The sequence below is a fragment of the Dissulfuribacter thermophilus genome (assembly GCF_001687335.1).
Classification (GTDB): Bacteria; Desulfobacterota; Dissulfuribacteria; order Dissulfuribacterales; family Dissulfuribacteraceae; genus Dissulfuribacter; species Dissulfuribacter thermophilus.
Window position 1 is genome coordinate 53,068 of sequence record NZ_MAGO01000001.1, and the last position, 24,110, is coordinate 77,177.

The following is a 24,110-nucleotide window of genomic DNA, read 5'->3' on the forward strand; positions in this document are numbered from 1 at the left end:
TTTTCATATAAGGATATGCAAATTCGAAATTCGAAGCACGAAATCCAAAACAGGGGGCAGCCCAGCAGACCAGTGGACGGGCAGTGGACCCCCTGTGGGACAAGGCCTCACTAGACGGACATGCTCCGCTAGGCCGAGCCTAATTTTTTTAGTTTTGAGTGTTGAGTTTTAAGTTGAAGGAATAGGGCTATTAAACGTTGCTTCCTCTAACTCAAAACTCATAACTCAAAACTCAACACTTTTAAATGGATGCCAGCTAGTCCGGCCAAGCGGAGCGCTGAGGAAAAAGCGAGACCATGTTCCGTTTGGAGCGCCTCCGCCATCCCATCCAACGCCATTCCAGCCACCCCAATCCCATCTAATTTCATCCCATCCCATTCGTTACTGATAATAAAATCTAACCGACCACAGGACACTCAAGATACAAGGGAAAGGACGCCAAGACTATTATCCCGGATTATGCACTTCAAATGCCTGAAGAAAGTAATTTCTATGAATTATTGCATAGTTAACATGCATCGATTCCCGTTGTGCCTTCACTCAAAAGGTAAAGTTCAATCCGTGATAAATCCTCAGGCATTTGAAGCCGCTAGGGGCTCGCAATTTTACCGAATCTGCTTTGTTGTCGGGCACTTGAAGTACCAAAGTACGTCTGCTGCCCTCCGCCTCGCATCTTCGGCAAACTTGCGAGCTGCATAATCCGGGATTATGGCGCTTTGTTAAAATTGCCGTTTGTTATATTAAATATCCAGATTTGCCTCTTTTGCCGTGCAGAATTTAGGTTAAAATAAAGAACCTTATAGAGGTCTCTTCTAATTACCTAAATACAATGCTAAACTAGCTTAAATGATTAAGAGCTTAAGACGCCTATTAAAACACTCATTCAATCTTAAACGATGGTTTCAGTATAGAAGAGTCCTTATTCTTGCAATCCCAACAGGCATTGTAGCAGGGCTTGGTTCAGTACTATTTTATTGTTCCCTTGATCTTGCCCATAAAGTATTCCTCGACTTTCTCGCTGGTTACAGGCCAGAAGGTCCCATGGGTGAGCATTCCATTTTCCCTCCAACTGCCACCCCCTTTAATCGCTGGGCCCTTGCAATAGTCCCTGCCATCGGAGGTCTTATATCAGGCTGGCTCGTCTACACCTTTGCGCCTGAGGCAGAAGGACATGGCACCGATGCCGCAGTCGAGGCATACCACTTCAAAAATGGAATGGTGAGAGCAAGGATCCCTATAATCAAAACTATCGCATCTGCCATAACTATCGGATCTGGCGGTTCAGGTGGACGCGAAGGCCCAATTGCCCAGATAGGTGCAGGCTTCGGATCTATACTGGCCCAATGGCTTTCTTTGACCCAAGAAGAAAGACGCATTCTCATGATGGCTGGAATGAGTGCCGGGATTGGCTCCATCTTTCATGCTCCACTTGCTGGGGCAATCTTCGCCGCTGAAATTTTATACAGAGACATAGACATGGAATACGAACTTCTTGTCCCATCTGCCATAACATCTGTAGTTGCATATTGTGTGTTCTCTCTCTTTTTTGGCTTTGGAAATCTATTCTATACCCCGCCAAATTTTACATTTGCCCACGCAAAAGAGATATTACCTTACACGGTACTTGCAGTTATAGTAGCAATTGGTGCCAATCTACATTCCAGACTTTTTTACTTCATAAGAGATCTGTTTTTAAAACTGCCAGTACTTCCTCATATTAAGCCCGCCATCGGAGGACTCTTTACTGGGATTATTGGCTATTTCATCCCCGATGCCATCTATACTGGCTATGGTCTTTTGCAGAACGCCTTCTTTGGCAAATGTGGCCTTATGCTCCTCCTTACTGTGGCAATAGCCAAGAGTTTTACAACTGCCTTTAGCATCGGATCTGGCGGAAGTGGAGGTGTATTTGGACCAAGTGTAGTCATAGGAGGGGCCTTGGGCGGCGCAGTTGGAATGGGTCTCCACCACTTTTTTCCTTCTTTTGTCCCTGTACCGGAGGCCTATTGCATTGTTGGCATGGCAGGCTTTTTTGCTGCAGCTGCCAGCACCCCATTTTCCACGGTAATTATGGTAAGCGAAATGACTGGCGGTTATGGTCTACTTCTTCCAGCAGTGTGGGTATCCACCCTTGCTTTTCTATTACGGGGCAAAGTTGGACTTTACGAAAAACAGATCACTACTCGTTTTGATACTCCTATACATCATGGAGATTTCCTAATAGGAGTGCTTGGTAAACTCACTGTCCACGAGGCATTGAAACGATTTAAAAAAGAGCAGCCTGCTCCCGTCTTATCTAACACTACGCTACCAAAACTCCTAGAATACATGTCTAGGTATCCTCATTCAGTATTCCCTGTCATGAGCAAAAAGGGAGAATTCTTAGGGGTGGTACCAGCAATAAAAGTCAGAAAGACTGTCTCGCAAAATGGACTTTCAAGCTCTGTCTCGGCAGTAGATCTCATAGAAACGAGACCAATAGTATATTCCTGGGATGCACTCAGCCTTGCCCTTAAGCGTATGGCAGAAGAAAATGTAGACGAAGTTGTAGTGCTTTCCTCAAGAGGAGATGAAAAGCATTTCAGCGGTATCTTAACGAGATCCGACATTTTGAAGGCCTATGAAAATCTACTTTCCAACATGAGCGACTCAAAAGCCCCCATTATCTAATCTGGGCCCAAGCCTTGACCTTTTCTAGCCAGTGTCTACTATGAAATTATGAGTCATCTAAATCCTTCTCTGCCAAAGAGGACAAAAATTGAATGGCCACATTTTTTGTCCCATTTGGCAGCCCTTCGGGATTGGCGATTTTATCCGGGTCTCTGCGTTGTTCAAGTTTTCAAGTACCTAAGTACATCTACGCTCGTAACACCTTACATCTTGGACAAACTCGCCAATTGTAGGATTTAGGAGTCACAAAAAAAAACAAGGAGTCGTCTATGTACAAAAGTCATCATGGAAGGGCAGATCGTCTCATTCAAGAAAAAGACCATGATCCCTACAGAGAGAGAGAAAAATGGCCAGAAAATACCACATGTAAGGTCTGTGGACTTGTTTTTACAGGAGGAAGATGGACCTGGCCCAAAGAGGAGATGATCCCCATTGAACTGACCGAAGGCGTTCAAGAGGCACTTTGTCCAGCATGTCAGCGCACTAAAGATGATTTCCCTGCTGGTACCGTAGAAATCAAGGGTCTCTTTTTTAAAAAACATGAACAAGAAATCTTGAATTTAATAGCTAATGAGGAGGAATCAGAAAAAAAAGACCATCCATTGGAAAGAATAATGGACCAAGAATACCTAGAAGACTCCCTTGTAATTAAAACTACTGGCATTCACATTGCAAGGAGACTCGGTGAAGCCTTGAGGAACGCCTATCAGGGAGTGCTGGAAATGAGATATGGCGATGCCGAAAAAAGCATTAGAATAACCTGGAACAGAGATTGATAAATTTAGTCCCCCATATAATAGGGCTAAAGTCCTAGAGGCAATCACACCCTTGGACTTTAGCCCACCATCCACTACGGTATCTTCAATACTTGCCCCACTGAAAGACAGTTTGATCGAAGGCCGTTGGCTTTTTTGATAGAAGTAACGCTAGTATTGAATTTTCTTGCAATAAGCCATAGACTATCTCCTCGTTGCACTACATAGCGCTTAAACTTCTTTTTCTTCTTAGCGTATAATTGCCTTGGGATATTAGGCCCTTTGCCTGTCAATGGGACCTTTAGGGTTTGACCCACCCTTATCAAATTTCTATGCCTTATATTATTGGCCAATTCGATATCTCGAATCCTTGCTCCATATCTTAAGGCTATTGAAGAAAGCGTCTCGCCGCGTCTAACCTTATGATACACAAAGGCCTTCTTTGGGAGACTCCAAGAATCGATTTCCTCTAGTTTGGCTAACAGAACCTCTTTTTTCCCCACTGGCACTCTCAAGGCATAAGAACCTGGTGGAGTTATCTGGTATCTAAGTTCTGGATTGAGCTCTTTTAATACCTTTTTTGAGACCCCTATTGCTTCTGCAATTTGAGCAAGATGGAGCTGCTTTTTTAGTTCTACCTTTTCAAAGGTAAGAGCAGGTTCTGGCTCACCAAGGGTAAAACCAAATTTTTCCGGCTCTTTTACAATGAGAAGTGTGGCAATAAAGCGTGGAACATATCTTACTGTCTCTCTCGGCAGCATTTGATAGAGATCCCAAAAGTGATCGAGATAATTAATTCTCTGTTTTCGAATAACACGAAGGACTGTGCCTTCACCGCAATTATAAGCTGCAAGCACAGTCATCCAATCACCAAATATTTTATGAAGTTCTGTTAGGTATTGTATTGCAGCCCTCGTAGATTTTTCTGGATCAAGTCTCTCATCAATCCAGGTATTCCTATTGAGTCCAAATTTATAGCCAGTGCTTGCTATGAACTGCCAAAGTCCTAGGGCCCTTGCCCTTGACAAGGCCCTAACCTTAAAACCACTCTCAATAAGTGGTAGCCATGAAAGCTCTTCAGGTAGTCCCGCCTCTTTCAATGCCTTTACGATCATGGGCCTGTAACGACCTGATCTGCGATAGGCAGCTAGAAAAAATGAACGCTCTGGCCCTTGAAACCTCTTAATCTCCTCCATCACTTCCTTGTTTAAGATAAGGGGGATCTCGCCATGGAGTCCATTTGCCACTGTAAACCTGGAGGCATGGATCTCCATAACTCGCTTGGCAATGAGAAATCGCAGATCCTCTTTTTGTTGAAGTAGTTCAGGCTTGCTATCTGGGTCAACTTTTAAAATCAGGGCGTAGGCTTCATCTAGGGCATTTAATGCATCGTTGAGTTTACCTTTTCCCCAGAGCTCCTGAGCTGTTTTACAGAGCTCCAAGGCAGTATCCAACATCCTTTGATAACGCTCAAGGTCATATTTTCTAGAAAAATCATAGTCATTCTCTAAATATTCTACAGCCTCTTTCCCACGGATCTTTTCAAAAAACGGGACTTCGGCCCCTTTATTTTCCGAGCAAGTCGCCTCATTGGCATGAAGAGGCAAATCATCACCTAGAATAACGCTTGAGCCATTTACATCTTTGTCAATTTCCTTTGGTGTTGTTGATACCAAGGCATGATTCAGGTTTTGCTTATGAGAAACCGGCGCACACGCCGACACTAACAAAAATACACTGATCAATAATGATATTAGTTTCACGGAAAATCTGTCTCCTAACATTTTTTTCTAAATCCTGTAATCAACAATCTTTCCAATGATGCACGATGGGATGAATCCAGCCGAAGTTAAACAATTAAATCGTAAATAGCCACGGAGTGGCTCGCAAATGGCCACCTTAACACCACTGACTGCATTATAAATTCGCCCAAATTGATAATTCTCAAGGATGGGAAATAAAAAGATGGTGATGAATTGAAATTTTCTAGAACATGGAATTAACTTCTTTGTAATTTTTAAAAATACAGTGTTGATCTTATTAAAATAAGACATTTTTCCTCACTTCAACCATGCGGAATTTAGCTTCAAAGTGTTTTGCCAATTTTCCGCAAGAGAGATTAGTTAACATGCAAACTTCGTTGTTTCAACTGTGACTTACGAGGAATAAAGGAAAATCTCCAATGCTAGTCCAGTATGGTACTCCAGCTATCCTTAATTGACTTCATATTTTTCTTCAATTCTCGCGCTATCGCCTTGATATCAGTTGCATGCAATCCCAAAAGCTTTGGGACAAAGAGCTTTGTATTCTTGTAATCCAGATTCCATCCTTGGCCTATCTTTTGCACCAACTGATCAGCTACATAAATGACTGAAGCTGTTCGACTATGTTGACCTGCTCCCTTTGGATGGTGATGATATCGGATTGTACTCACAACTAGGTCACTTAATTGCCACAATATAGCCAAAAATGCCCCTATCTCGGCATGAGAAATTCCAAGCCTTTCCTCCGCCTCAATCAGACCTATACCCATTTGTTCAGACATGGAGACTGCCTGCTCGAGTTCTTTGACAAAATAAAAAGGCATCAAAAAACGACCTAAATCATGGATCAATCCAATTGTGAACAATTCATCTGGGTCCATTCCATCGCACCGTTCTCCTAGCATCTTGGAGCAATATGCAACGCCAATGGAATGAAGCCAGAGGTCATTGGTAGAAAAATTTTTTATTTTAAACTGTCTTGAAAAGGTGGCAGTTACCGTAAGGCCTATTACCAGATTGCGGATTTCATCAAACCCTAGTAGGACTATCGCCTTACTTATAGAATTTATCTCTCCGTGGACCCCATAGTAAGGCGAATTTGCCATTTTTAAGACCTTGGCAGTTAATACCGGATCTTTTTTTATTATTTCCTCAAGTGTTTTTGCAGAAGTAGTAATAGAATCAAAGCTATGAAATACTTCTTGAAGGGTCCTTGGTACTGGTGGTAAGTCCTCAATTTCCTTCAACCTCTTAGAGATATGGGATTCCATCCTTAAACCTTTCCTAATTCTTTCAACTCGTTATCCCAAATTATGCAATTGGCGAGTTTGCCCTTTGATATCGAGGCGCGCCGGAAGAAGACGTACTTTTGTCCCCTTTCGCAGTGCATAATTTAGGGTTATCGTCCCCAAAACAATATACATTAAAATTCTTTAATGAATTCCGTTTTTTAGTCGATAAAAGCCTAAAAAGACTGTTTAGAGACAAGTTTATATTTGTTACAATACACGATTATATTGTCTCCTTGAACTTAGTAAGTTTTTTGAATCCGAACTTTACAAAAAGAATCAAAAAATTAATGGGCATACATATAGAATAATGGCTCTTATTGATTTAACCAGAAAAGAAATTCACTGCAAAATTGTATATTATGGCCCTGGAAGGTGCGGAAAAACCACTAATCTCATTTACATTTACAACGCACTGGACCACAAGATCAAAGGTAAAATGCTCACAATTGAGACCAAAGGGGACAGGACCCTATTTTTCGACCTGCTGCCATTGAGTCTAGGCAAAGTCAACGGCTTTGACATCAGAATCCAACTCTACACAGTACCAGGACAGGCCATATACGAGGCCACAAGAAAGCTTGTATTAAAGGGAGTAGATGGGGTTGTCTTTGTAGCTGATTCCCTCAAAATTAGACAAAACAAGAACAAAGAGAGTCTGGATGATCTAAAAACAAACCTAGAGTCACACTCCCGTGACATTATGGAGATCCCCATTGTACTACAGTACAACAAAAGGGACCTTGTCAATACTCCCATTCCCACACTCACAATCGATGAACTGCAGGCAGATCTCAATAAAGAACTAAAAACCGTTTATTTCGAAGCAGCTGCAGTCAAAGGGATCGGGGTCTTCGAGACGTTAAAAGAGATCAGCAAAAGAACCATACGCAATGTCATCACCAAGCACCTATCAGACAGATGAGAGGAATCTTATTATGCCACAAAAAGAAAACATTCCTGATCTCGAAAAATTCATAAAAGAGATCGAAGACACCATTGATTCCCTATTTACCCCAACAAAAGAGATCGAGATCGACCCTTTGACCAATGAAATTAAAGAGGTTCAGAGATCTAGAGAGGAAAAGCCAAGCACAAAAAAAGAGGATAAAACTGACCTTGACGAAGAAATTACTCTGGAACTAGACGAAGACGATAGTGTGCCTCTCGAAACAGCCCCCCCCACCATGCCAGTGATAGAGCCCACCATTGAGGATATCAGACTTGAAGAGGAAGAAGAGGAAAAAGAGACATCAACCCAATTTGAATCAATGGTTCACCAATTTAACCAACTGTATCAGTCGTTATTAACCTTAGAATGGGAAATAACAAAAGAAGACCTTACGTCTGCCTATGAAATCCTGAAGAATATTGCCCAAAAGATAGAGGACTTGGCATCTGAGGATGCTAGCTTCCTTGTGCATTCAATGCTTGACATTATGAGAGCCGTCAAAGAGGATCCAGATCATGCCTGCCCTAATGCTCCCAAGGCGTTGGAGAAGGGCCTTGAAGCACTAATGGCCATAGTGAAAGATTCTCATCCCATATCGCATGAAACAGAGGAGTTGATAAGAGAAGCCAAGGAATATATGGCTTTTGTTCGCCTTGAGGATAAGCCCCCAAAAGAAAGGCTTAGTACTGATTCATGGGATGACAAAAGGGTTGTCGAAGAAATCTGTGATGTCCCTATCTTGGAAGAGATAAAAGAAAAACCCTTTAATCAAGAACGGTTACAAGCAGTACTTAACGATCTCGCTGTATGTATAGAAAAGATTATACCGGTTCAGGAAGTTCTTTCTCATCATAAAAAGAGCCAAAAACTTTACAAATTCTTGGCCAACATAAGATCAAGATTAGAAGGTGCCATACAGGTCCTAACCGATGAACTTGGACTGGACTTTCCAGAGATCAGGCTCTCACATACACCTCCAGAAGAAGTAATTATTGGAGAAGACACAGAGATTGAACCCCCAAAAAACATTTTTCCCCCTTTTAAAGAAATCCAATTAGTAACATGGCAAGGGAGAACAATTGGCCTAATACCAGAAGAAGTATGTTATATTGGACATTCCAGATCCATTGGACAGAAAATTTCTGGTCAGGAGAGCATTTTTAACCTTAGCTCACTGAAGAAATGGCCATGGTCAAAGATTAGACCAATGCTTACAGGAGAACTAAGCCGTTTGGACGAATCCGTTCTAGAAGCCATAACACTGCCTGTCATCAAAAATCCAGATGCAAAAGAGGCTCCTGAATCAGATACTCCTAACTTATCATTGGCATTATTATACAAAGATGGCAAGGGTTGTGCTTTAATTATTGAAGGTGTACCACAAAACCTGAATACAGATGATTGGCAATGGCATGATGAAACCGAAAACTCACTGCCATGGATAGGCTATCTTGAAAAAGAAGGCAAAAAAATTCCTGTAATAACAGTTGAAAAGATATTCAATGAATAATACTAAAAACAACCAAGACATAGAAACCAAATTATTAGAGGCTGAACTTTATGCCAATCAAGGCCTTATAGAGGATGCAAAGAGCATCTACGATGCCATCTTAGCCGAGGCTGGAGACGATATACCAGAATCCCTAAAAGAAGACATAGAGACCAAGATACATGAACTTTCTAGCTCAAATAAATCTGATGAAACTACTTTAGGTGAAGTTATCGAAGATGAATTTGAGAAATCGTACTTAAACTGCCTGGGACTCTTTGAAGCTGGATTTTATAAAGAGGCAATTGAGGAACTAAACTCTCTACTAAATACAGGAAAAAAGACTGACCTCATCCATGGCATGATAGGAGAGGCCTATCTCCGACTAGATATGCCATTTGATGCAATAGAACACCTTGAGAAGGCCATAGCGTCGAATGATCTCACACAGGAAAAAAGACTTGAATACCTTTATCTCCTGAGCCTCACATATGAAAAAACAGGATCTGTGGCAATGGCCATTGAGTGCTTAGAAGAAATCATGCGTATTGACCCAAATTTTAGAAATGCCTCACAGCGCCTTGAGGACCTTACTCAGACAGCTAGAAAATTTGGCCGATTCTACTACTTGATTAAAGAGGGCATTTTAACAGAAGAACAACTGGAAAAAGCAAAGGAAATAGCACGTTCTTCTAAGAAATCTATTGAAGACGTACTATTGAATCAATTTGGCATAGACAAGGCAGAGCTTGGAAAATCTCTTTCCGAATATTTTCGGACTGATTTTGTAGAATTCAATGAACTGGAAGTAGGTACTGCTCCATCGTGCATAAAAGGAATAAAAGAACAGTTCTTTAGGAGCAACTCCTGTATCCCAATAAAAGAAGAACGGGGATTACTTATTGTAGCAGTTGACAACCCCCACGATCTTGTAAAGCTTGACAACATAAGACGGGCAATACAGGCAACGGATTTTAAATTTGTCGTAGCCCTAAAAGAGGATATCGACAAATTCATTGACTATTTCTTTGGTAAATACTCTCTAGCAGGCCTTGAAGAAGACGTCTTTGATCAGTTGGAGATCATAGAAGAGGACTTTGAAACTATTGAGGAAGAAGAGGAGCCGATTATAGACGATGCAGACAGCGTCGTAGTACAACTTGCCAACAAAATCATAGAAGATGCCTATGCTAGAAATGCCTCTGACATACACATAGAAAGCCTCACAGGGAAAAGGGGTGCCTTGATACGCCTCAGGATCGATGGAGACCTGGTCAGATATCAAAATATTCCATACAATTATAAACGGGCCCTAGTCTCTCGTATAAAAATAATGGCAAATTTGGATATTGCTGAAAAAAGGCTTCCTCAAGACGGGAAAATAAAATTTAAGTCCCGATCTGGTAAAACTATTGAGCTTCGCGTAGCTACACTTCCCACCACCGAAAACAACGAAGATATCGTACTGAGAATACTTGCCTCCACAGAGGCCATGCCTCTGGACAAGATTGGCCTGTCTGAAGAAAACCTCGAGAATCTCAAAAAGATGATTGAAATGCCCTACGGATTAATACTAGTAGTTGGCCCCACTGGCTCTGGTAAGACCACCACCCTTCATGCTGCCTTGGGATATATCAATAGGCCAGAAAAAAAGATATGGACTGCAGAAGACCCTGTGGAAATTGTACAAGAAGGATTGAGACAGGTCCAGGTTCATCCAGCTATTGGACTTACCTTTGCAAGGGTGTTAAGGGCATTCTTGAGGGCTGATCCAGACATTATAATGGTTGGGGAGACAAGGGATGAAGAAACGGCAACCACCGTTATAGAGGCCTCTCTTACAGGTCATTTGGTATTCTCTACACTGCATACCAATTCTGCCCCAGAGACGGTTACGAGGCTTCTTGGTATGGGAATGGATCCTTTTAATTTTGCTGATGCCCTACTGTGCGTACTCGCTCAAAGGCTTGTCAAAAGACTTTGTCCCAGATGTAAAGAGCCATATGAGGCCAAGGAAGAAGACATCAAAGAGCTCATGTTTGAATACGGATTCCATCCCACGAAACCACTAGTGATAGAAAAGAAGGGCCTTTTACTATACAGGGCCAAAGGATGCGGCTATTGCCATAACACCGGCTACAAAGGCCGCCTTGCCATACACGAACTACTCTTATCTACAGACGAACTAAAAAAGCTCATTCAAGACAAAAGGCCTGTCTTTGAAATACAGGAAGAGGCCATGAAGTCTGGCATGCTGACCCTTAAACAAGACGGCATTCTTAAGGTCATTGATGGAATTACAGATCTAAAACAGGTAAGAGCAGCCTGTATTAGATAAGGCCACTAAGTCCCCAACACCCAAGGCCAAGACTCCGAAGCCCAATAATCAATTGCTCTAAGTCTCTAGGGGCGGTATTTTCAGGGATCAAAATAAAATCTCCTGGAAGCACTTTCTCCAAGACATTATCTACTGGGTCCTTAAGTCTTTGGCCTCCTTTTAATCTGAGCCTCGGGAGTATAACTGTAAGGCCTAAGCTTGCAGCCTCCTTTAAAAGAGTGATGTCCTTAAGACCCCTGGGAGGCATTAAAAACCTTGGTTGCCTTCCAGCAAGATCGTGGGCAGTGGCCATTGCTCCCCTAAGTCTCTTTCTGATCTCGAATCTAGATTTGAAAATAAGAGGGCTATTATCCATCCCATGCACACCAAGCTCGAATAATTTCATGAGCCTCAAAGTCTCTGGATAATCTCGCGCCCTGAGCTCTTCTATAAACATCGTCCCTGGAACATTCTGATCCAACAGGACCTCAACATGGAATATGGTATTTTTATTGGGACATCTTTCAAATAAAAGGCCTACTGCATCAACTTCTCTGGGAGCATGGGTCTTTACCCTGCCAAAAAAAGTAGATCTGGGACAAAAAAATTCATACGCCCAAAAACTCAAAAATCCTGCAGCCCCAAATACTAATCCCCTTCTCATCGCCTCCTCTCAAGAATATATCTAGAAAGGTTTACGAGATGCCCAACAGTCTCACTCTCTGGCATCTTGTTTAGCTCTTTAATGGCATTGTCTATATGGCCTTTGGCCTCATTGAAGGAGGCTTCTAGCGCTCCAGTAGACAAAATTACTGATCTCACCCAATTGACTTCATCATCGGAAATGTTTTCCTGACTAAGGATCTTTTTTATCTTTTCCCTTACTTGGGGATCGGACATTTTAAATGCATAAATTAGAGGGACAGTTACCTTACCTTCCTTTAAATCTGTGCCAATGCCCTTTCCAAGCTCATTCTCATCTCCCGTGTAATCCAGGAGGTCATCTACAATTTGAAAGGCCTTTCCAATTAGATCCCCAAATACATACAGACTCTTACAAAGGGCCTTTGGGGCCCCTGCAAACAGCCCTCCTATCATGGCTGATGCGGCAATCAGGGCCCCCGTCTTTCTCTCTATTATGGAATAGTAAACCTCAAGAGTGAGTTCAGGATCTTTTGATTGAACAAGTTGAATAATCTCACCTTCTGACATTTTTTGGACGGTCTTTGCAATTACAGCATCGATTTCTGCATTCCCAAATGAACTTGCTATCTCAATGGCCCTAGCATAGAGATAATCCCCTGAAAGAATAGTTATGCGGTTTCCCCAGACCTTATATGCTGGTAGCTTTCCCCGTCTAAGCTCTCCCTCGTCTACAACATCGTCGTGTAATAGACTTGCTGCGTGAAGATACTCAGGGACCACAGACAATCTATAACAGTCATCATTTTCTATACCAAAGAGTCTTGCGCAGGCCACTGTAAGTACGGGCCTTATACGCTTTCCCCCTGAAAATACTATATACCTAGAGACTTCCTGGACTAGTGGATGTTCACATCCCAGACAGTTTTCAAGATGACGCTCAATTTCTACAAGATCTTTCTTAAATGGCTCTAGTGGACTTTTCTTCATGGGGCAAAATTACACTATCAGAGAAAAATTCCAACTGGAAATTGGTCTTGAAATCATAGGCATTTTATCTCATGTTTCTTATATGACTCCAATGTTCAAACAATATATGGCAATTAAAGAGGAATACCCCGACGCCATCTTACTCTTCAGAATGGGGGACTTCTATGAAATGTTTTTTGAAGATGCAGAGGAGGCATCTCGTATCCTTGACATCACCCTTACCAGTAGAAACAGAGAAAAAGATCAGAAAGTGCCCATGTGTGGGGTACCAGCCCATTCTGCAGATCCATATATATCTAAATTAGTAAAAGCAGGCAAAAAGGTCGCCATTTGCGAGCAAGTAGAAGATCCCAAAAAGGCAAAGGGGCTTGTCAAAAGGGAAGTCATCAGGGTCCTTACTCCAGGACTCATCACAGAAGAAGAAGGGCTCACCCCCAATGCAAATAATTACCTTCTCGCCATAAACCCCGGGAAAAAGAGGACTGAACCATGGGGTCTATCATATATGGATCTTTCAACAGGAGAATTTAGATTAACCGATCTAAAAGACAAAGAAGAATGCCTGGAGGAAATATTCAGGCTAGAACCAGCAGAACTACTACTTCCTGAAGAAATTGAAGCTGAACCAATATTTGAGCCATTTCTTAATGACCTACACCGAATATTCCCCAAACTTTTCACCACTCGACGCCCTTTTCAACTATTTAAAAAAGAACGGGCTGAAAGGACACTTGTAGAACACTTCAAGGTAAAAGGTCTTGAAGGATTTGGTATAAATACACTCAATAAGGCTATTGGTGCAGCAGGGGCCCTCCTACTATATGCCAAGGAGACTCAAAAGGCTGGACTCAGCCACATTGAACCCCCAAGAGCCTACCACCTCCATGAGTTTCTCATCATTGACGAAGCAAGCAAAAGGAACCTAGAACTAGTCTCAAACAACATAGATGGTGGTAGAACTAATACCCTGCTCTCGATATTAGACCAGACACTGACCCCTATGGGAGGAAGGCTCCTTAAAAGGTGGATACTTTATCCCCTAATCGACCCCCTAAAAATAAACCGTCGATTGGATGCTGTTGAATTTCTTTGCACCGAGCATAAAGTCTTTGACCTCATTCGCTCCTCATTAAAAAGGGTACATGATTTAGAAAGGCTGCTTTCACGTGCAGTTATTGGGACTATTAACCCAAGGGAACTACTGGCACTTAGGGAATCCCTTAGCGCCATTCCCGAGATCAAGGAAGTGCTCTCAAACCTGAAGGACCCAAAGGCCCATACCCTAGTAGCTATTGAAAAAGGACTCAACTCCTTAAAGTCATTAAGAGATCTACTCTCTAATGCCATAAGAGAGGATGCGCCACAACTTATCAGGGATGGACGTATAATTAAGAAAGGATTCAACCAAGAATTAGATGAAATCATAGAGCTTCAAGAGAATGCAAAGGGCTTCATAGCTGAAATCGAGGCTAGGGAACGGGAAAGGACCCAAATTCCTAATCTCAAAATAGGCTTCAACAAGGTCTTTGGCTATTACCTAGAGGTCACCAAGACTCATAAGGACAAGGTGCCCCAGGACTACATTCGAAAACAGACCCTGGTCAATGCCGAACGCTATATAACTCAGGAACTAAAGGAACTAGAAGAAAAAATTCTCTCTGCCCAAGAACGACGTATCACACTAGAACAAAAACTCTTTGATGAAATCAAACAAAGCGTCGTAGACCAGAGAGAAAAATTGCAGGAGAACGCAAGACTCTTAGCAAAACTTGATTGTCTCCAGTCCTTATCTGCTGTTGCCCAAAAACATTCATATAAAAGGCCCATTGTCTCTGATGGCGATGAAATAACCTTGAAAAAAATGCGGCACCCGGTGATCGAAAATGTAATAGGAAAAGACACCTTTGTGCCAAATGACATCCACCTAGATGACGACAAAGAACAATTCATAATTATCACTGGGCCAAACATGGCAGGAAAATCCACTGTCCTTAGATCCACTGCGCTAAATGTTCTAATGGCGCAAATGGGGAGCTTCGTGCCCTGTGAATACGCAGCAATAGGGATTGTAGACAGGATATTTACGAGAGTTGGAGCAACGGATTACCTCTCCAGAGGACAGAGCACATTTATGGTGGAGATGAGCGAAACCGCAAATATCCTCCACAATGCCACGCCTAAGAGCCTAGTGATCCTTGATGAAATAGGTAGAGGAACCAGCACCTATGATGGACTTGCCATTGCATGGGCTGTTTCAGAAGAACTATTGAAGATCGGTGGAAAGGGAGTTAAGACCCTTTTTGCAACTCACTATCATGAACTTACCCGTCTGGAAAATGATTTCGATAGGGTAAAAAACCTGTCTGTGGCAGTTAAGGAATGGGGGGAGGAAATCATCTTTCTTTATACACTAAAAAAGGGGCCTGCCAATAAGAGTTATGGAATACATGTGGCGGCTCTTGCTGGAATCCCGGGATCAGTGGTTGAAAGAGCACAGGAATTCCTTGAAAAAATTGAAAATTCTAATTCAGCAGAAATAAAATCAAAAAAGAAAAGACCCATACAAATGAGCTTGCCTTTTGAATGCCCCGAAAGGTGTCTTAAGCTCAAAAAGGTTGGAGAACGTATTCAAACCATAGACATCAATAATACAACTCCCCTTGAGGCCTTGAACTTTCTTGCTATGTTGAAGGGGGAACTGAAGTCAGAATGATGTTTAAATTAAACCCAAATCCTGCATGGCGAATGCGAGAAACTGAATCTGGACTACGCATTCACCCCCTCCACATTAACTCAATGTCACACCTACAATTTGCGGGATTCAGGTTCCGACTATTGTGCATCATATCGCTGATCATATTTGCATCGTTATCCTTCAATTCCAATGAAATTTTTGCTAAATCCACCAGCCCAAGGCCCCAATATTCCGCTGCATGGAAGGCATACAAGCGACTAACTAAAAGCCCCAGACTCAGAAAAGACAGAAGGGCCTGGCTCAAAGTTATAAGAGCCTTTAGAAAAGTATATCTAAGCTGGCCTGAAAACGAGGTATATGCGCCCAAAAGCCTCTACATGATGGCAAGACTCTATAAAGAGCTCTATGGCTACTCTGGAAGGAAAAAAGACCTAAGAGAGGCCATAGAACGATATGAGGTCCTCTTTGAAAGGTTTCCTCAAAGCCCCTATGCAGACGATGCCCTATACCATGCAGGGGTTTTATATTTGCGCATGGGGCAAAAAGAGAAGGCATTAAGCTATTGGAAGAGGATTATCTTAGACTACGAAGGATCCGACTATTACAGGAAGGCCGCAAGACGTCTTGGCAAAAAAAAGGTATCTAAACTGAAGGCTCAGAAGAGAACCTATGGTACTCGGACTTCAGGAGATGTCCTGGCAAATCCCTATGCTGTTGTGAAAGATATTAGACACTGGTCAGAAAAAGACTATACACGAGTAGTCATAGATGTCTCCAAAAATACCCACTACCATGCAGGCTTTCTCTCCGAAAACAGAAAAAAAGGCCTTCCCAAAAGACTCTATATAGACATTACCCCTGCAAGGGTCGCAAAGGACCTGGAAAAAAAGATCGTTATTAGTGGCGGGCTATTAAAAAGGGTTAGGATTGCCCAATACGATCGGGATACTGCAAGGGTGGTATTTGACCTGGGCAAGACCTCAAAGACTAAGGTCTTTAATCTCGAAGATCCCTTCAGGATCGTGGTAGATGCCTTTGGAGAAAAGTATCCCCAAAGACCTCTTTGTCTCCCCCCCAAGGGAAAACTAACCCTTGCACAACAACTAGGACTATGTGTAAGAAGGATAGTAGTGGATGCTGGCCACGGAGGAAAGGATCCTGGCGCCATAGGACCTACAGGCCTTAGAGAAAAGGATGTAACCCTTAAAATCGCTCATTTTTTAAAAAAAGAACTGGAAAAACGCCTTAATGCAGAGGTTATTCTCACCCGTTCTACTGACAAATATTTGCCATTAGAACAGAGAACAGCTATTGCAAATGCAAAAAAGGCTGATCTATTCATTTCCATACATTGTAATGCAGCACCCAATAGGAGACTCAAGGGAGTAGAGACCTATTTTCTAAACTTTGCCCTTGACGAAGAGGCCATGAGGGTAGCCGCACTCGAAAATGCCACAAGCAGAAGGCGCATTGGAGATATTAAAGGAATTCTAACCAAAATCATGAAAAATTCTAAAGTAGAGGAGTCAAAACGTCTCAGCAAGTTTATACAAAATGGTCTGGTAACCACCTTGAAAAAGAGATATTCAGGAATAAGTGATCTGGGAGTAAAACAGGCCCCATTTTTTGTACTGATTGGAGCCAGAATGCCTGCTGTCCTTACAGAAGTATCGTTTATCTCTAATAAAAGAGAGGAAAGGAGACTAAGAAGCCCAAAATACCTTGAGGCAATTGCAAAGGGTATTGCAGCTGGCATTGAAGAATATGTAAAGAATACTGAACTCATAGCAAATTTGGGGATGGGAAATTAAAAAGACATGTAAGTATTCAACCGTTGAAAACTAACATCTTTTATTTAAAAAAATAGTTCATTATTAATTTTACAATCATATCGGGATGGAGGCATTTTTTTATGAATTTTGCAAAAAAAACAATTGATATTCAACCAGTAATACTTGCAGGAGGAGTGGGGTCAAGGCTTTGGCCCTTATCAAGGGCTCTTTACCCAAAGCAGATAATGAATTTGACTGGTGATAAGAGTCTTTTTCAGCTCACCTGGGAAAGGTGCGTTGACACCTCTGACGGAATTTCTCCCTGGATTATAACAGGAATGGAACATAGATTCCTCATAAAAGAACAACTAGAAGGGACAATCAGTGAAGATCCTACTATAATCGTCGAACCATGTGGGAAAAACACTGCCCCTGCAGTAGCTGCAGCTGCCTTTTATGCCCAAAAACTTGGAAGAGACCCAGTACTCCTCGTATGTCCCTCTGATCACGTCATAAAAAGACCTTCTGTCTTTAAACAAATCGTACAAAACAAGGCCTTGGAGCTTGCTCAAGATGGGCTTTTAGTAACCATAGGCATAAAACCAACATCCCCTGAAACAGGCTATGGCTATATAAAAAAGGGAAGAGATTTTAAGGCAATAGAATTTATTGAAAAGCCAGACACCATAAACGCAGAAAAAATGGTATCTTCTGGAGACTACTTCTGGAACGCTGGAATTTTCGTCATGAAGGTCTCAACATTTTTAGACGAGCTTAAGCGACTTTCACCTCAAGTCTTCAAAGAAGTTGGCCAGTCTGTGGAAAGGGCAAAAAAGGACGGGGCTTTCCTATATCTAGATGAAGAAACCTTCACACGCTCTCCAGAAGATTCGATCGATTATGCTGTCATGGAAAAGACCGACAAAGTGGCTGTTGTGCCAGGAGATATGGGCTGGAGTGATGTAGGATCATGGAAGGCACTTTGGGAGATAGGCGAAAAGGATGAACATGGAAATGTAATCTTTGGTGACGTGATGGAAAATGGGTGCAAGGACTGTTATATTCTCTCTACTGGTAGGCTGATTTCAGCCATTGGACTCGAGGATATAATTATAGTTGAAACCAAAGATGCTGTATTGGTCGCCCCCAAAAAGAGGGCTCAGGACGTAAAGGCCATCGTAAGAGACCTAAAGGACAATGGCCGAAATGAAGCGATTATTCACAAAAAGGTCCATAGGCCATGGGGGACCTATGAGACAGTAGACATTGCGCCAAGATTTCAGGTTAAGAGGATTACTGTTAAGCCTGGGGCATCATTATCACTACAGATGCACCACCACAGGGCAGAACACTGGATTGTAGTCAAGGGAACTGCCAAAATTCAAAGGGGAAATGAAGTAATCCTACTCACAGAAAATCAGTCAACATACATACCAATTGGTGAAAAACACAGATTGGAAAATCCAGGCATTATCCCCCTAGAACTTGTTGAGGTCCAATCTGGTAGTTATTTAGGAGAAGACGACATTGTGCGATTTGATGACGACTATGGACGGACATAAACTCATACTAAAAAAAGGACGTGAGCGTTCTGTCAAAAAAAGACATCCATGGATCTTTTCCGGGGCAATTAAAGACCTAGAAGGTGGCCCTGGACTTGGTGATACCGTAAATGTGTTTGACTCATATGGAAACTTTTTGGCAAAGGCATTCTATTCCCCCAAGAGCGAAATAAGGGCGAGAATATGGACCTTTAAAGATGAACCAATTGATGAGCTTTTCTTCCAAAGGCGACTTGAATGCGCAATAAAAAGAAGAAAGGGCTTAATTGAGTCAACCAATGCTGTTAGACTTATCTACTCTGAATCTGATGGTCTGCCTGGCCTTATAGTTGACCAGTTTAATGATGTACTGGTCTGTCAATTTTTGAGTGCAGGCGTAGAGAAGTGGAAAGGGGAAATAGTTAAGGCATTAGTGGAGCTTGTCCATCCAAAATCCATTTTTGAACGCTCTGATGCAGGCCCACGCAAAAAGGAAGGCCTCCAGCTAAAAAAAGGATTACTCTATGGCGAGACTCCTCCAGACCTGATAGAAATCCACGAAAATGGCGCACGCTTCTTTGTAGATGTCAAACAAGGGCAAAAGACTGGATTTTACCTGGATCAAAGGGATAATAGATGGCTATTGTCAAAATTCTCCTTTGAGAAGGATGTCCTAAATTGTTTTTCTTACACGGGTGGTTTTTCTGTATTCTCACTTATAGGCGGGGCAAATTCGATTACAGATATTGAGATATCCAGAAACTCCTTGGATCTACTAAAAAAGAATCTTCAATTAAATGCCACTAATGTACCACTTCCTCCTCATGAAGCCATTAAAGGAGATGCGTTTAAGATCCTTAGGACATTCAGGGATAGTGCTAGGACATTTGATTGTATCGTCCTTGATCCCCCAAAATTCGCTGAATCCAAGGAAAATGTAAAGAGGGCATGCCGAGGTTACAAAGATATAAACCTTCTTGCCATGAAACTCTTAAGGCCCGGAGGAATACTTTTTACCTTCTCATGTTCTGGTCTTATAGATCATGATCTTTTTCAAAAGGTTATTGCCGGGGCTGCCATAGATTCAGGTAGAGATGTAAGGATAATCAAACGGCTTCAGCAGGGACCTGATCATCCAGTGCTCATGACTTTCCCTGAGGCATCTTACTTAAAGGGATTTGTTCTCAAGGTTGAATAACAAATGAATGGGATATTCCTATTCCTTATTGTCTCGTCAACCATCTTTGCGGCGTGGACGGGGAAGATGGAGGCCTTGACTCACGCCTCCTTTGAGGCAGCAAAGGGAGCAGTAGAACTTGCCATAGGCCTTGTTGGCGTCATGGCCTTGTGGCTTGGACTCATTAAGGTAGCAGAAGAGGCTGGACTCTTACATTCCATTTCGAGAAGGCTCTATCCAATTCTCAAAAGACTCTTTCCTGATGTCCCCAAGGACCATCCTGCCATGAGTGCCATGGTCATGAATATTGCGGCAAATATGCTGGGCCTTGGAAATGCAGCCACCCCTCTTGGAATTAAGGCCATGCAGGAACTCGAAAAACTCAATCCCCAAAAAGGGGTAGCAACTGATGCAATGTGCCTTTTTTTGGCTATAAATACCTCAAACGTTACACTCCTCCCATTGGGAATCATAGCAATAAGGGCCTCTGCAGGGGCCACAGATCCAGCAGGCGTTATCCTTCCAACGCTGTTTGCAACTAGTATTTCCACTCTTACCGCCATAACTGTTGCCAGTTTCATGAGAAAATTAAAGAGAAACGTTGTCAACACCGATTTTTCATCAAACAATTCAAAATCCCTTCTCTTGCCTGAAGCGGATCCGCTCCCCCCTATATCTTCTGGCCACAAGTTGATTGTATTCAGTGTTGTTACTGTCTTATTAGCATTAATAGTCCACAGGGTAATACAGGGACCAGTATTGCCGGCCCTAAAAGAGATATCGAGCTTCTGGCTAATACCTCTTCTAATGACAGGTATTTTGCTATTGGGATTTTCCCGTGGGATAAAAGTCTATGAGACCGCATGTGAAGGGGCAAAAGAAGGATTTAATGTGGCAATCAAGATCATCCCATTTCTAGTAATGATCCTGGTTGCCGTATCTATGTTCAGGAGTTCAGGGGCATTTGATGTCTTCGTAGCAACCATATCTCCACTAACAGACCTAATAGGATTTCCTCCTGAGGTACTCCCTGTTGCTCTTATAAGGCCGCTTTCTGGCTCAGGGGCCTTTGGACTCGCAAGCGAAATCATCGCCTCTTCCCCTAATAGCTTTGCGTCTTACCTCGCTTCAACTCTTCAGGGTTCAACAGAGACCACCTTTTATGTGCTCGCAGTCTATTTTGGCTCTGTGGGGATAAGAAAATATAGATATGCCCTGATACCGGCCCTGGCAGCAGACGTTGCTGGTGCCCTTGCCGCATTATTTATTTGCAAATTAACCTACTAGCCCCAATTATGAACTTCGCAATTCTACCGAATGGGCACATGAACATTTGGGATTAGAACATGCCATTAGCCACCGATTGCCCTCATAGCTCGCTCACAACCTGGTTCTTTATTTTGAGCAACAGGACCGAGTGGCTTATCGTAGACCACCTCTTTAAGAAATTTCGAAAGGGCCTCGATACTCATCCCCTCTCTGATCTTGGTCTTTAGGTCAACCTCATTGTCTGAAAAAAGGCACAATCTCAGCTTTCCGTCAGGAGTGAGACGAAGTCTATTGCAGGTATCACAGAAATGATGGCTCATAGGGCTAATAAAACCAATCAGCCCCTTTGCCCCCTTTATTCTAAAAAGCTTGGCAGGCCCATGCCATTTACCATTGGGAAACACCTCTTCTAAAGGGCCAAACTGTTCTTCAAGTCGCTTCTTTGCCGTATCAGTGGTTATAACCTCTCCTTCTTGCCATGAACACTTTGACCCAATAGGCATATACTCAATAAATCTCCACTCTAACACGTTTTCCATGGTGAGGCGGGCAAAATCAAACAGTTCATGGTCATTTATTCCCTTAATCAGGACGGTATTAATCTTTATGGGGAAAAAACCAAGTTCAATCACCCGTTCAATCCCGGCCAACACCCTGTGGAGCGCATCCTTACCAGAGACCTCTTTGAACCGTTCAGGCCGTAGGGTATCAAGGCTTATGTTTATATGGCGTACCCCTACATCATATAGACTATCGGCGTAATCAAGAAGTAGGACTCCGTTTGTAGTAATACACACTTCTTCAATACCTTGAATGCTATAGAGCTTTTTCGCGAGATCCACTATCCCTTTTCTCAAAAGGGGTTCTCCACCTGTAAGTCTAATCTTTTTCAACCCTAATCTAGAAAAGGCCCTGGCAACAAATTCAATCTCTTCCAAGGTCAAAAGCTCATTTGATGGGATCCATGAAAAATTTCTCTCTGGATTACAATATGTGCAAGCAAGATTACACCTGTCAGTAACGGAAATCCTTAAATACCTTATCTCTCTACCGTATCTGTCTTTCATATCCGTTTTATTTCAGCCCCCACTGACCTTAATTTTTCATCGAGTCCTTCATATCCCCTGTCCAGATGATGGATATCAAATACTGTTGTAGTTCCCTTTGCACCTAAGCCGGCGATCACAAGCGAGGCACTGGCCCTAAGATCAGTTGCAGTCAACGGGGCACCTGTAAGCTCATCTTTTCCTCGAATTATAGCACTCCTTTGTTCAACCCTTATATCCGCACCAAGTCGCCTCAGCTCATCTACGTGCCTAAATCTATTCTCAAATATTTGTTCTGTAATCACACTCAGTCCGCTAGAAAAGGCCATCATGGCTGTCATCTGTGCCTGAAGGTCAGTTGGGAATCCAGGATAGGGCATTGTGGTGACATCAACACTCTTGATACGTGTCCTTCTTCTCACCTCAATTGCATCCTTCTTCTGGTGTATTTCCAGCCCCGAGGCCGCCAGTTTTGATATTACGGCATCTAGGTGCGCAGGATTTGCATTTTTTAACTCAAGTCTTCCCCCTGCAATCCCTACTGCCATCATAAAGGTGCCAGCCTCTATCCGGTCAGGGATGATAGTCCAGGGTACAGGCCTAAGACTTTTAACTCCTTCCACCACTATAGTAGATGTGCCGAGGCCCTCTATTTTTGCCCCCATATTTTTTAGCATGGAGCCTAGGTCTACTACCTCTGGCTCCATGGCAGCGTTTTCGATAATTGTTTTCCCATGAGCCAGAGTGGCTGCCATGAGGATATTTTCAGTACCAGTAACAGAGGGAAAGTCTAAAAGTATTCGCGCACCCTTGAGCTTATGTACACTAACATCCACAAAACCTGATTCAATCTTCCATTGAGCCCCCAAGGCCTCAAGGCCAGCAAGGTGAAAGTTTACAGGACGAGCTCCGATCTCACAGCCTCCAGGAAGCGGCACCTTTGCCCTACCAAAACGAGCAAGAAGTGGTCCAAGGACCAAAAAAGAAGCGCGCATCTTTTGGACTAATTCAAAAGGGGCCTCAAATGAATTGATATGTGACGTATCGATATTTAGAGGTGGTGGTGGCTCAAGGACGCTTCCGTCAGTATCCCACTCCCATCTTGCCCCAAGGCTTTTTAGGAGTTCCAGCAATGTGAACACATCAGTAAGCCTTGGGCAATTACTGACTTCAAATTTTCCACTAGACAAAATGGTGGCACAAAGTACTGGAAGAGCGGCATTTTTGGCGCCACTTATCCTCAGACTTCCTTCTAGAGGATTTCCTCCTCTTATTTTTAGCCCGGAATATTCATTTTCCATCAAATTTACCGTGAAAATACCCCTTGGGATAATTCGCCTTAGCATTATGTACCAGGTGAATTATCCCACAAAGAATAACGCCCAGATGCGGGTAGCACCTCTTCTGTGAGACATGGTCTCACTTTTCGGACATGCTCCGCTTGGCCGACCTAGTCGGCATCCATGCCGACAAGGTCGGGGCATGCGTCCATACATGCCCCCTCACTCCCTGCGGGAGTTCGGGCCTTTTTCGCTCTGCATGTCCTGTTCGACCAAACCGTCCTACACAGGGAGGCGCTGCCCGCCTGGCTGGACACTACTCTCTGCTTTTTAAGCACTGCTTTTCATTATTTCGCTCCCTGTAAACACTCAACCCAAACTGTCATGACGAATGGCGAATAGCCATACTACAAGACACCACATTCTGCCAATTTATGATATAGTTTTAAGGAAGAAAGTAGAA

At 42.8% G+C, this 24,110-nt stretch carries 17 protein-coding genes; 10 read left to right on the forward strand and 7 right to left on the reverse strand.

Going from position 1 to position 24,110, the window contains the following annotated elements:
* Window positions 1-846 precede the first annotated feature (846 nt).
* Window positions 847-2,670: a chloride channel protein gene (locus DBT_RS00255; RefSeq protein WP_067615282.1), complete on the forward strand. Its 1,824-nt coding sequence runs from the start codon at window positions 847-849 to the stop codon at window positions 2,668-2,670.
* Window positions 2,671-2,939: 269 nt separating this feature from the next.
* Entirely contained in the window at window positions 2,940-3,446 is a 507-nt protein-coding gene (locus DBT_RS00260) for a BCAM0308 family protein (protein WP_067615284.1), read from the forward strand.
* Window positions 3,447-3,520: 74 nt separating this feature from the next.
* Here the strand turns inward: DBT_RS00260 and DBT_RS00265 are convergent, their stop codons facing one another.
* The 3 genes from DBT_RS00265 to DBT_RS00275 form a co-directional block, all read right to left on the reverse strand.
* On the reverse strand, window positions 3,521-5,188 hold the full coding sequence (locus DBT_RS00265) for a LysM peptidoglycan-binding domain-containing protein (protein ID WP_067615286.1): 1,668 nt from the start codon (window positions 5,186-5,188) through the stop codon (window positions 3,521-3,523).
* Between the two features lie 27 nt (window positions 5,189-5,215).
* Entirely contained in the window at window positions 5,216-5,479 is a 264-nt protein-coding gene (locus tag DBT_RS00270) for a hypothetical protein (RefSeq protein WP_067615288.1), read from the reverse strand.
* A 131-nt stretch (window positions 5,480-5,610) separates the two neighbouring features.
* Window positions 5,611-6,459 carry an HDOD domain-containing protein gene (locus DBT_RS00275; RefSeq protein WP_067615290.1) on the reverse strand — a complete coding sequence of 283 codons (849 nt, stop codon included), beginning with the start codon at window positions 6,457-6,459 and terminating at the stop codon, window positions 5,611-5,613.
* A gap of 328 nt (window positions 6,460-6,787) precedes the next feature.
* Between DBT_RS00275 and DBT_RS00280 the strand changes: the two genes are divergently transcribed.
* From DBT_RS00280 to DBT_RS00290, 3 genes are read left to right on the forward strand one after another with little or no spacing between them, the layout of a single operon-like run.
* Entirely contained in the window at window positions 6,788-7,402 is a 615-nt protein-coding gene (locus DBT_RS00280; protein ID WP_067615292.1) for a GTP-binding protein, read from the forward strand.
* A gap of 13 nt (window positions 7,403-7,415) precedes the next feature.
* Complete coding sequence (locus DBT_RS00285; RefSeq protein ID WP_067615293.1) at window positions 7,416-8,939, forward strand: hypothetical protein; 1,524 nt, start codon at window positions 7,416-7,418, stop codon at window positions 8,937-8,939.
* On the forward strand, window positions 8,932-11,256 hold the full coding sequence (locus DBT_RS00290; protein WP_067615295.1) for a GspE/PulE family protein: 2,325 nt from the start codon (window positions 8,932-8,934) through the stop codon (window positions 11,254-11,256). Before DBT_RS00285 ends, DBT_RS00290 begins: the two co-directional genes overlap by 8 nt.
* On the opposite strand, the gene DBT_RS00295 is transcribed toward DBT_RS00290, so the two are convergent.
* Window positions 11,249-11,899: a polysaccharide deacetylase family protein gene (locus DBT_RS00295; protein WP_067615298.1), complete on the reverse strand. Its 651-nt coding sequence runs from the start codon at window positions 11,897-11,899 to the stop codon at window positions 11,249-11,251. The genes DBT_RS00290 and DBT_RS00295 overlap by 8 nt on opposite strands.
* Window positions 11,896-12,867, reverse strand: coding sequence for a polyprenyl synthetase family protein (locus DBT_RS00300; RefSeq protein ID WP_067615300.1), 972 nt, complete (start codon window positions 12,865-12,867; stop codon window positions 11,896-11,898). The genes DBT_RS00295 and DBT_RS00300 overlap by 4 nt, the downstream gene beginning before the upstream one ends.
* Here DBT_RS00300 and mutS point away from each other — a divergent pair.
* From mutS to DBT_RS00325, 5 genes are all read left to right on the forward strand, one after another.
* A complete protein-coding gene (mutS, locus tag DBT_RS00305; RefSeq protein ID WP_083186512.1) occupies window positions 12,866-15,580 on the forward strand; it encodes a DNA mismatch repair protein MutS in 2,715 nt (904 codons plus the stop codon). The genes DBT_RS00300 and mutS overlap by 2 nt on opposite strands.
* Entirely contained in the window at window positions 15,577-17,373 is a 1,797-nt protein-coding gene (locus DBT_RS00310) for an N-acetylmuramoyl-L-alanine amidase (RefSeq protein ID WP_083186513.1), read from the forward strand. Before mutS ends, DBT_RS00310 begins: the two co-directional genes overlap by 4 nt.
* Before the next feature lie 101 nt (window positions 17,374-17,474).
* Entirely contained in the window at window positions 17,475-18,896 is a 1,422-nt protein-coding gene (locus DBT_RS00315) for a mannose-1-phosphate guanylyltransferase/mannose-6-phosphate isomerase (RefSeq protein ID WP_067615304.1), read from the forward strand.
* A complete protein-coding gene (locus DBT_RS00320; protein WP_244155267.1) occupies window positions 18,883-20,073 on the forward strand; it encodes a class I SAM-dependent rRNA methyltransferase in 1,191 nt (396 codons plus the stop codon). Before DBT_RS00315 ends, DBT_RS00320 begins: the two co-directional genes overlap by 14 nt.
* Before the next feature lie 3 nt (window positions 20,074-20,076).
* Window positions 20,077-21,339: a nucleoside recognition domain-containing protein gene (locus DBT_RS00325; RefSeq protein ID WP_067615307.1), complete on the forward strand. Its 1,263-nt coding sequence runs from the start codon at window positions 20,077-20,079 to the stop codon at window positions 21,337-21,339.
* Between the two features lie 65 nt (window positions 21,340-21,404).
* On the opposite strand, the gene moaA is transcribed toward DBT_RS00325, so the two are convergent.
* Both moaA and murA read right to left on the reverse strand, forming a co-directional pair.
* Entirely contained in the window at window positions 21,405-22,388 is a 984-nt protein-coding gene (gene moaA, locus DBT_RS00330; protein WP_067615309.1) for a GTP 3',8-cyclase MoaA, read from the reverse strand.
* Window positions 22,385-23,668: a UDP-N-acetylglucosamine 1-carboxyvinyltransferase gene (gene murA, locus DBT_RS00335; RefSeq protein WP_067615311.1), complete on the reverse strand. Its 1,284-nt coding sequence runs from the start codon at window positions 23,666-23,668 to the stop codon at window positions 22,385-22,387. Before murA ends, moaA begins: the two co-directional genes overlap by 4 nt.
* Window positions 23,669-24,110: the final 442 nt, after the last annotated feature.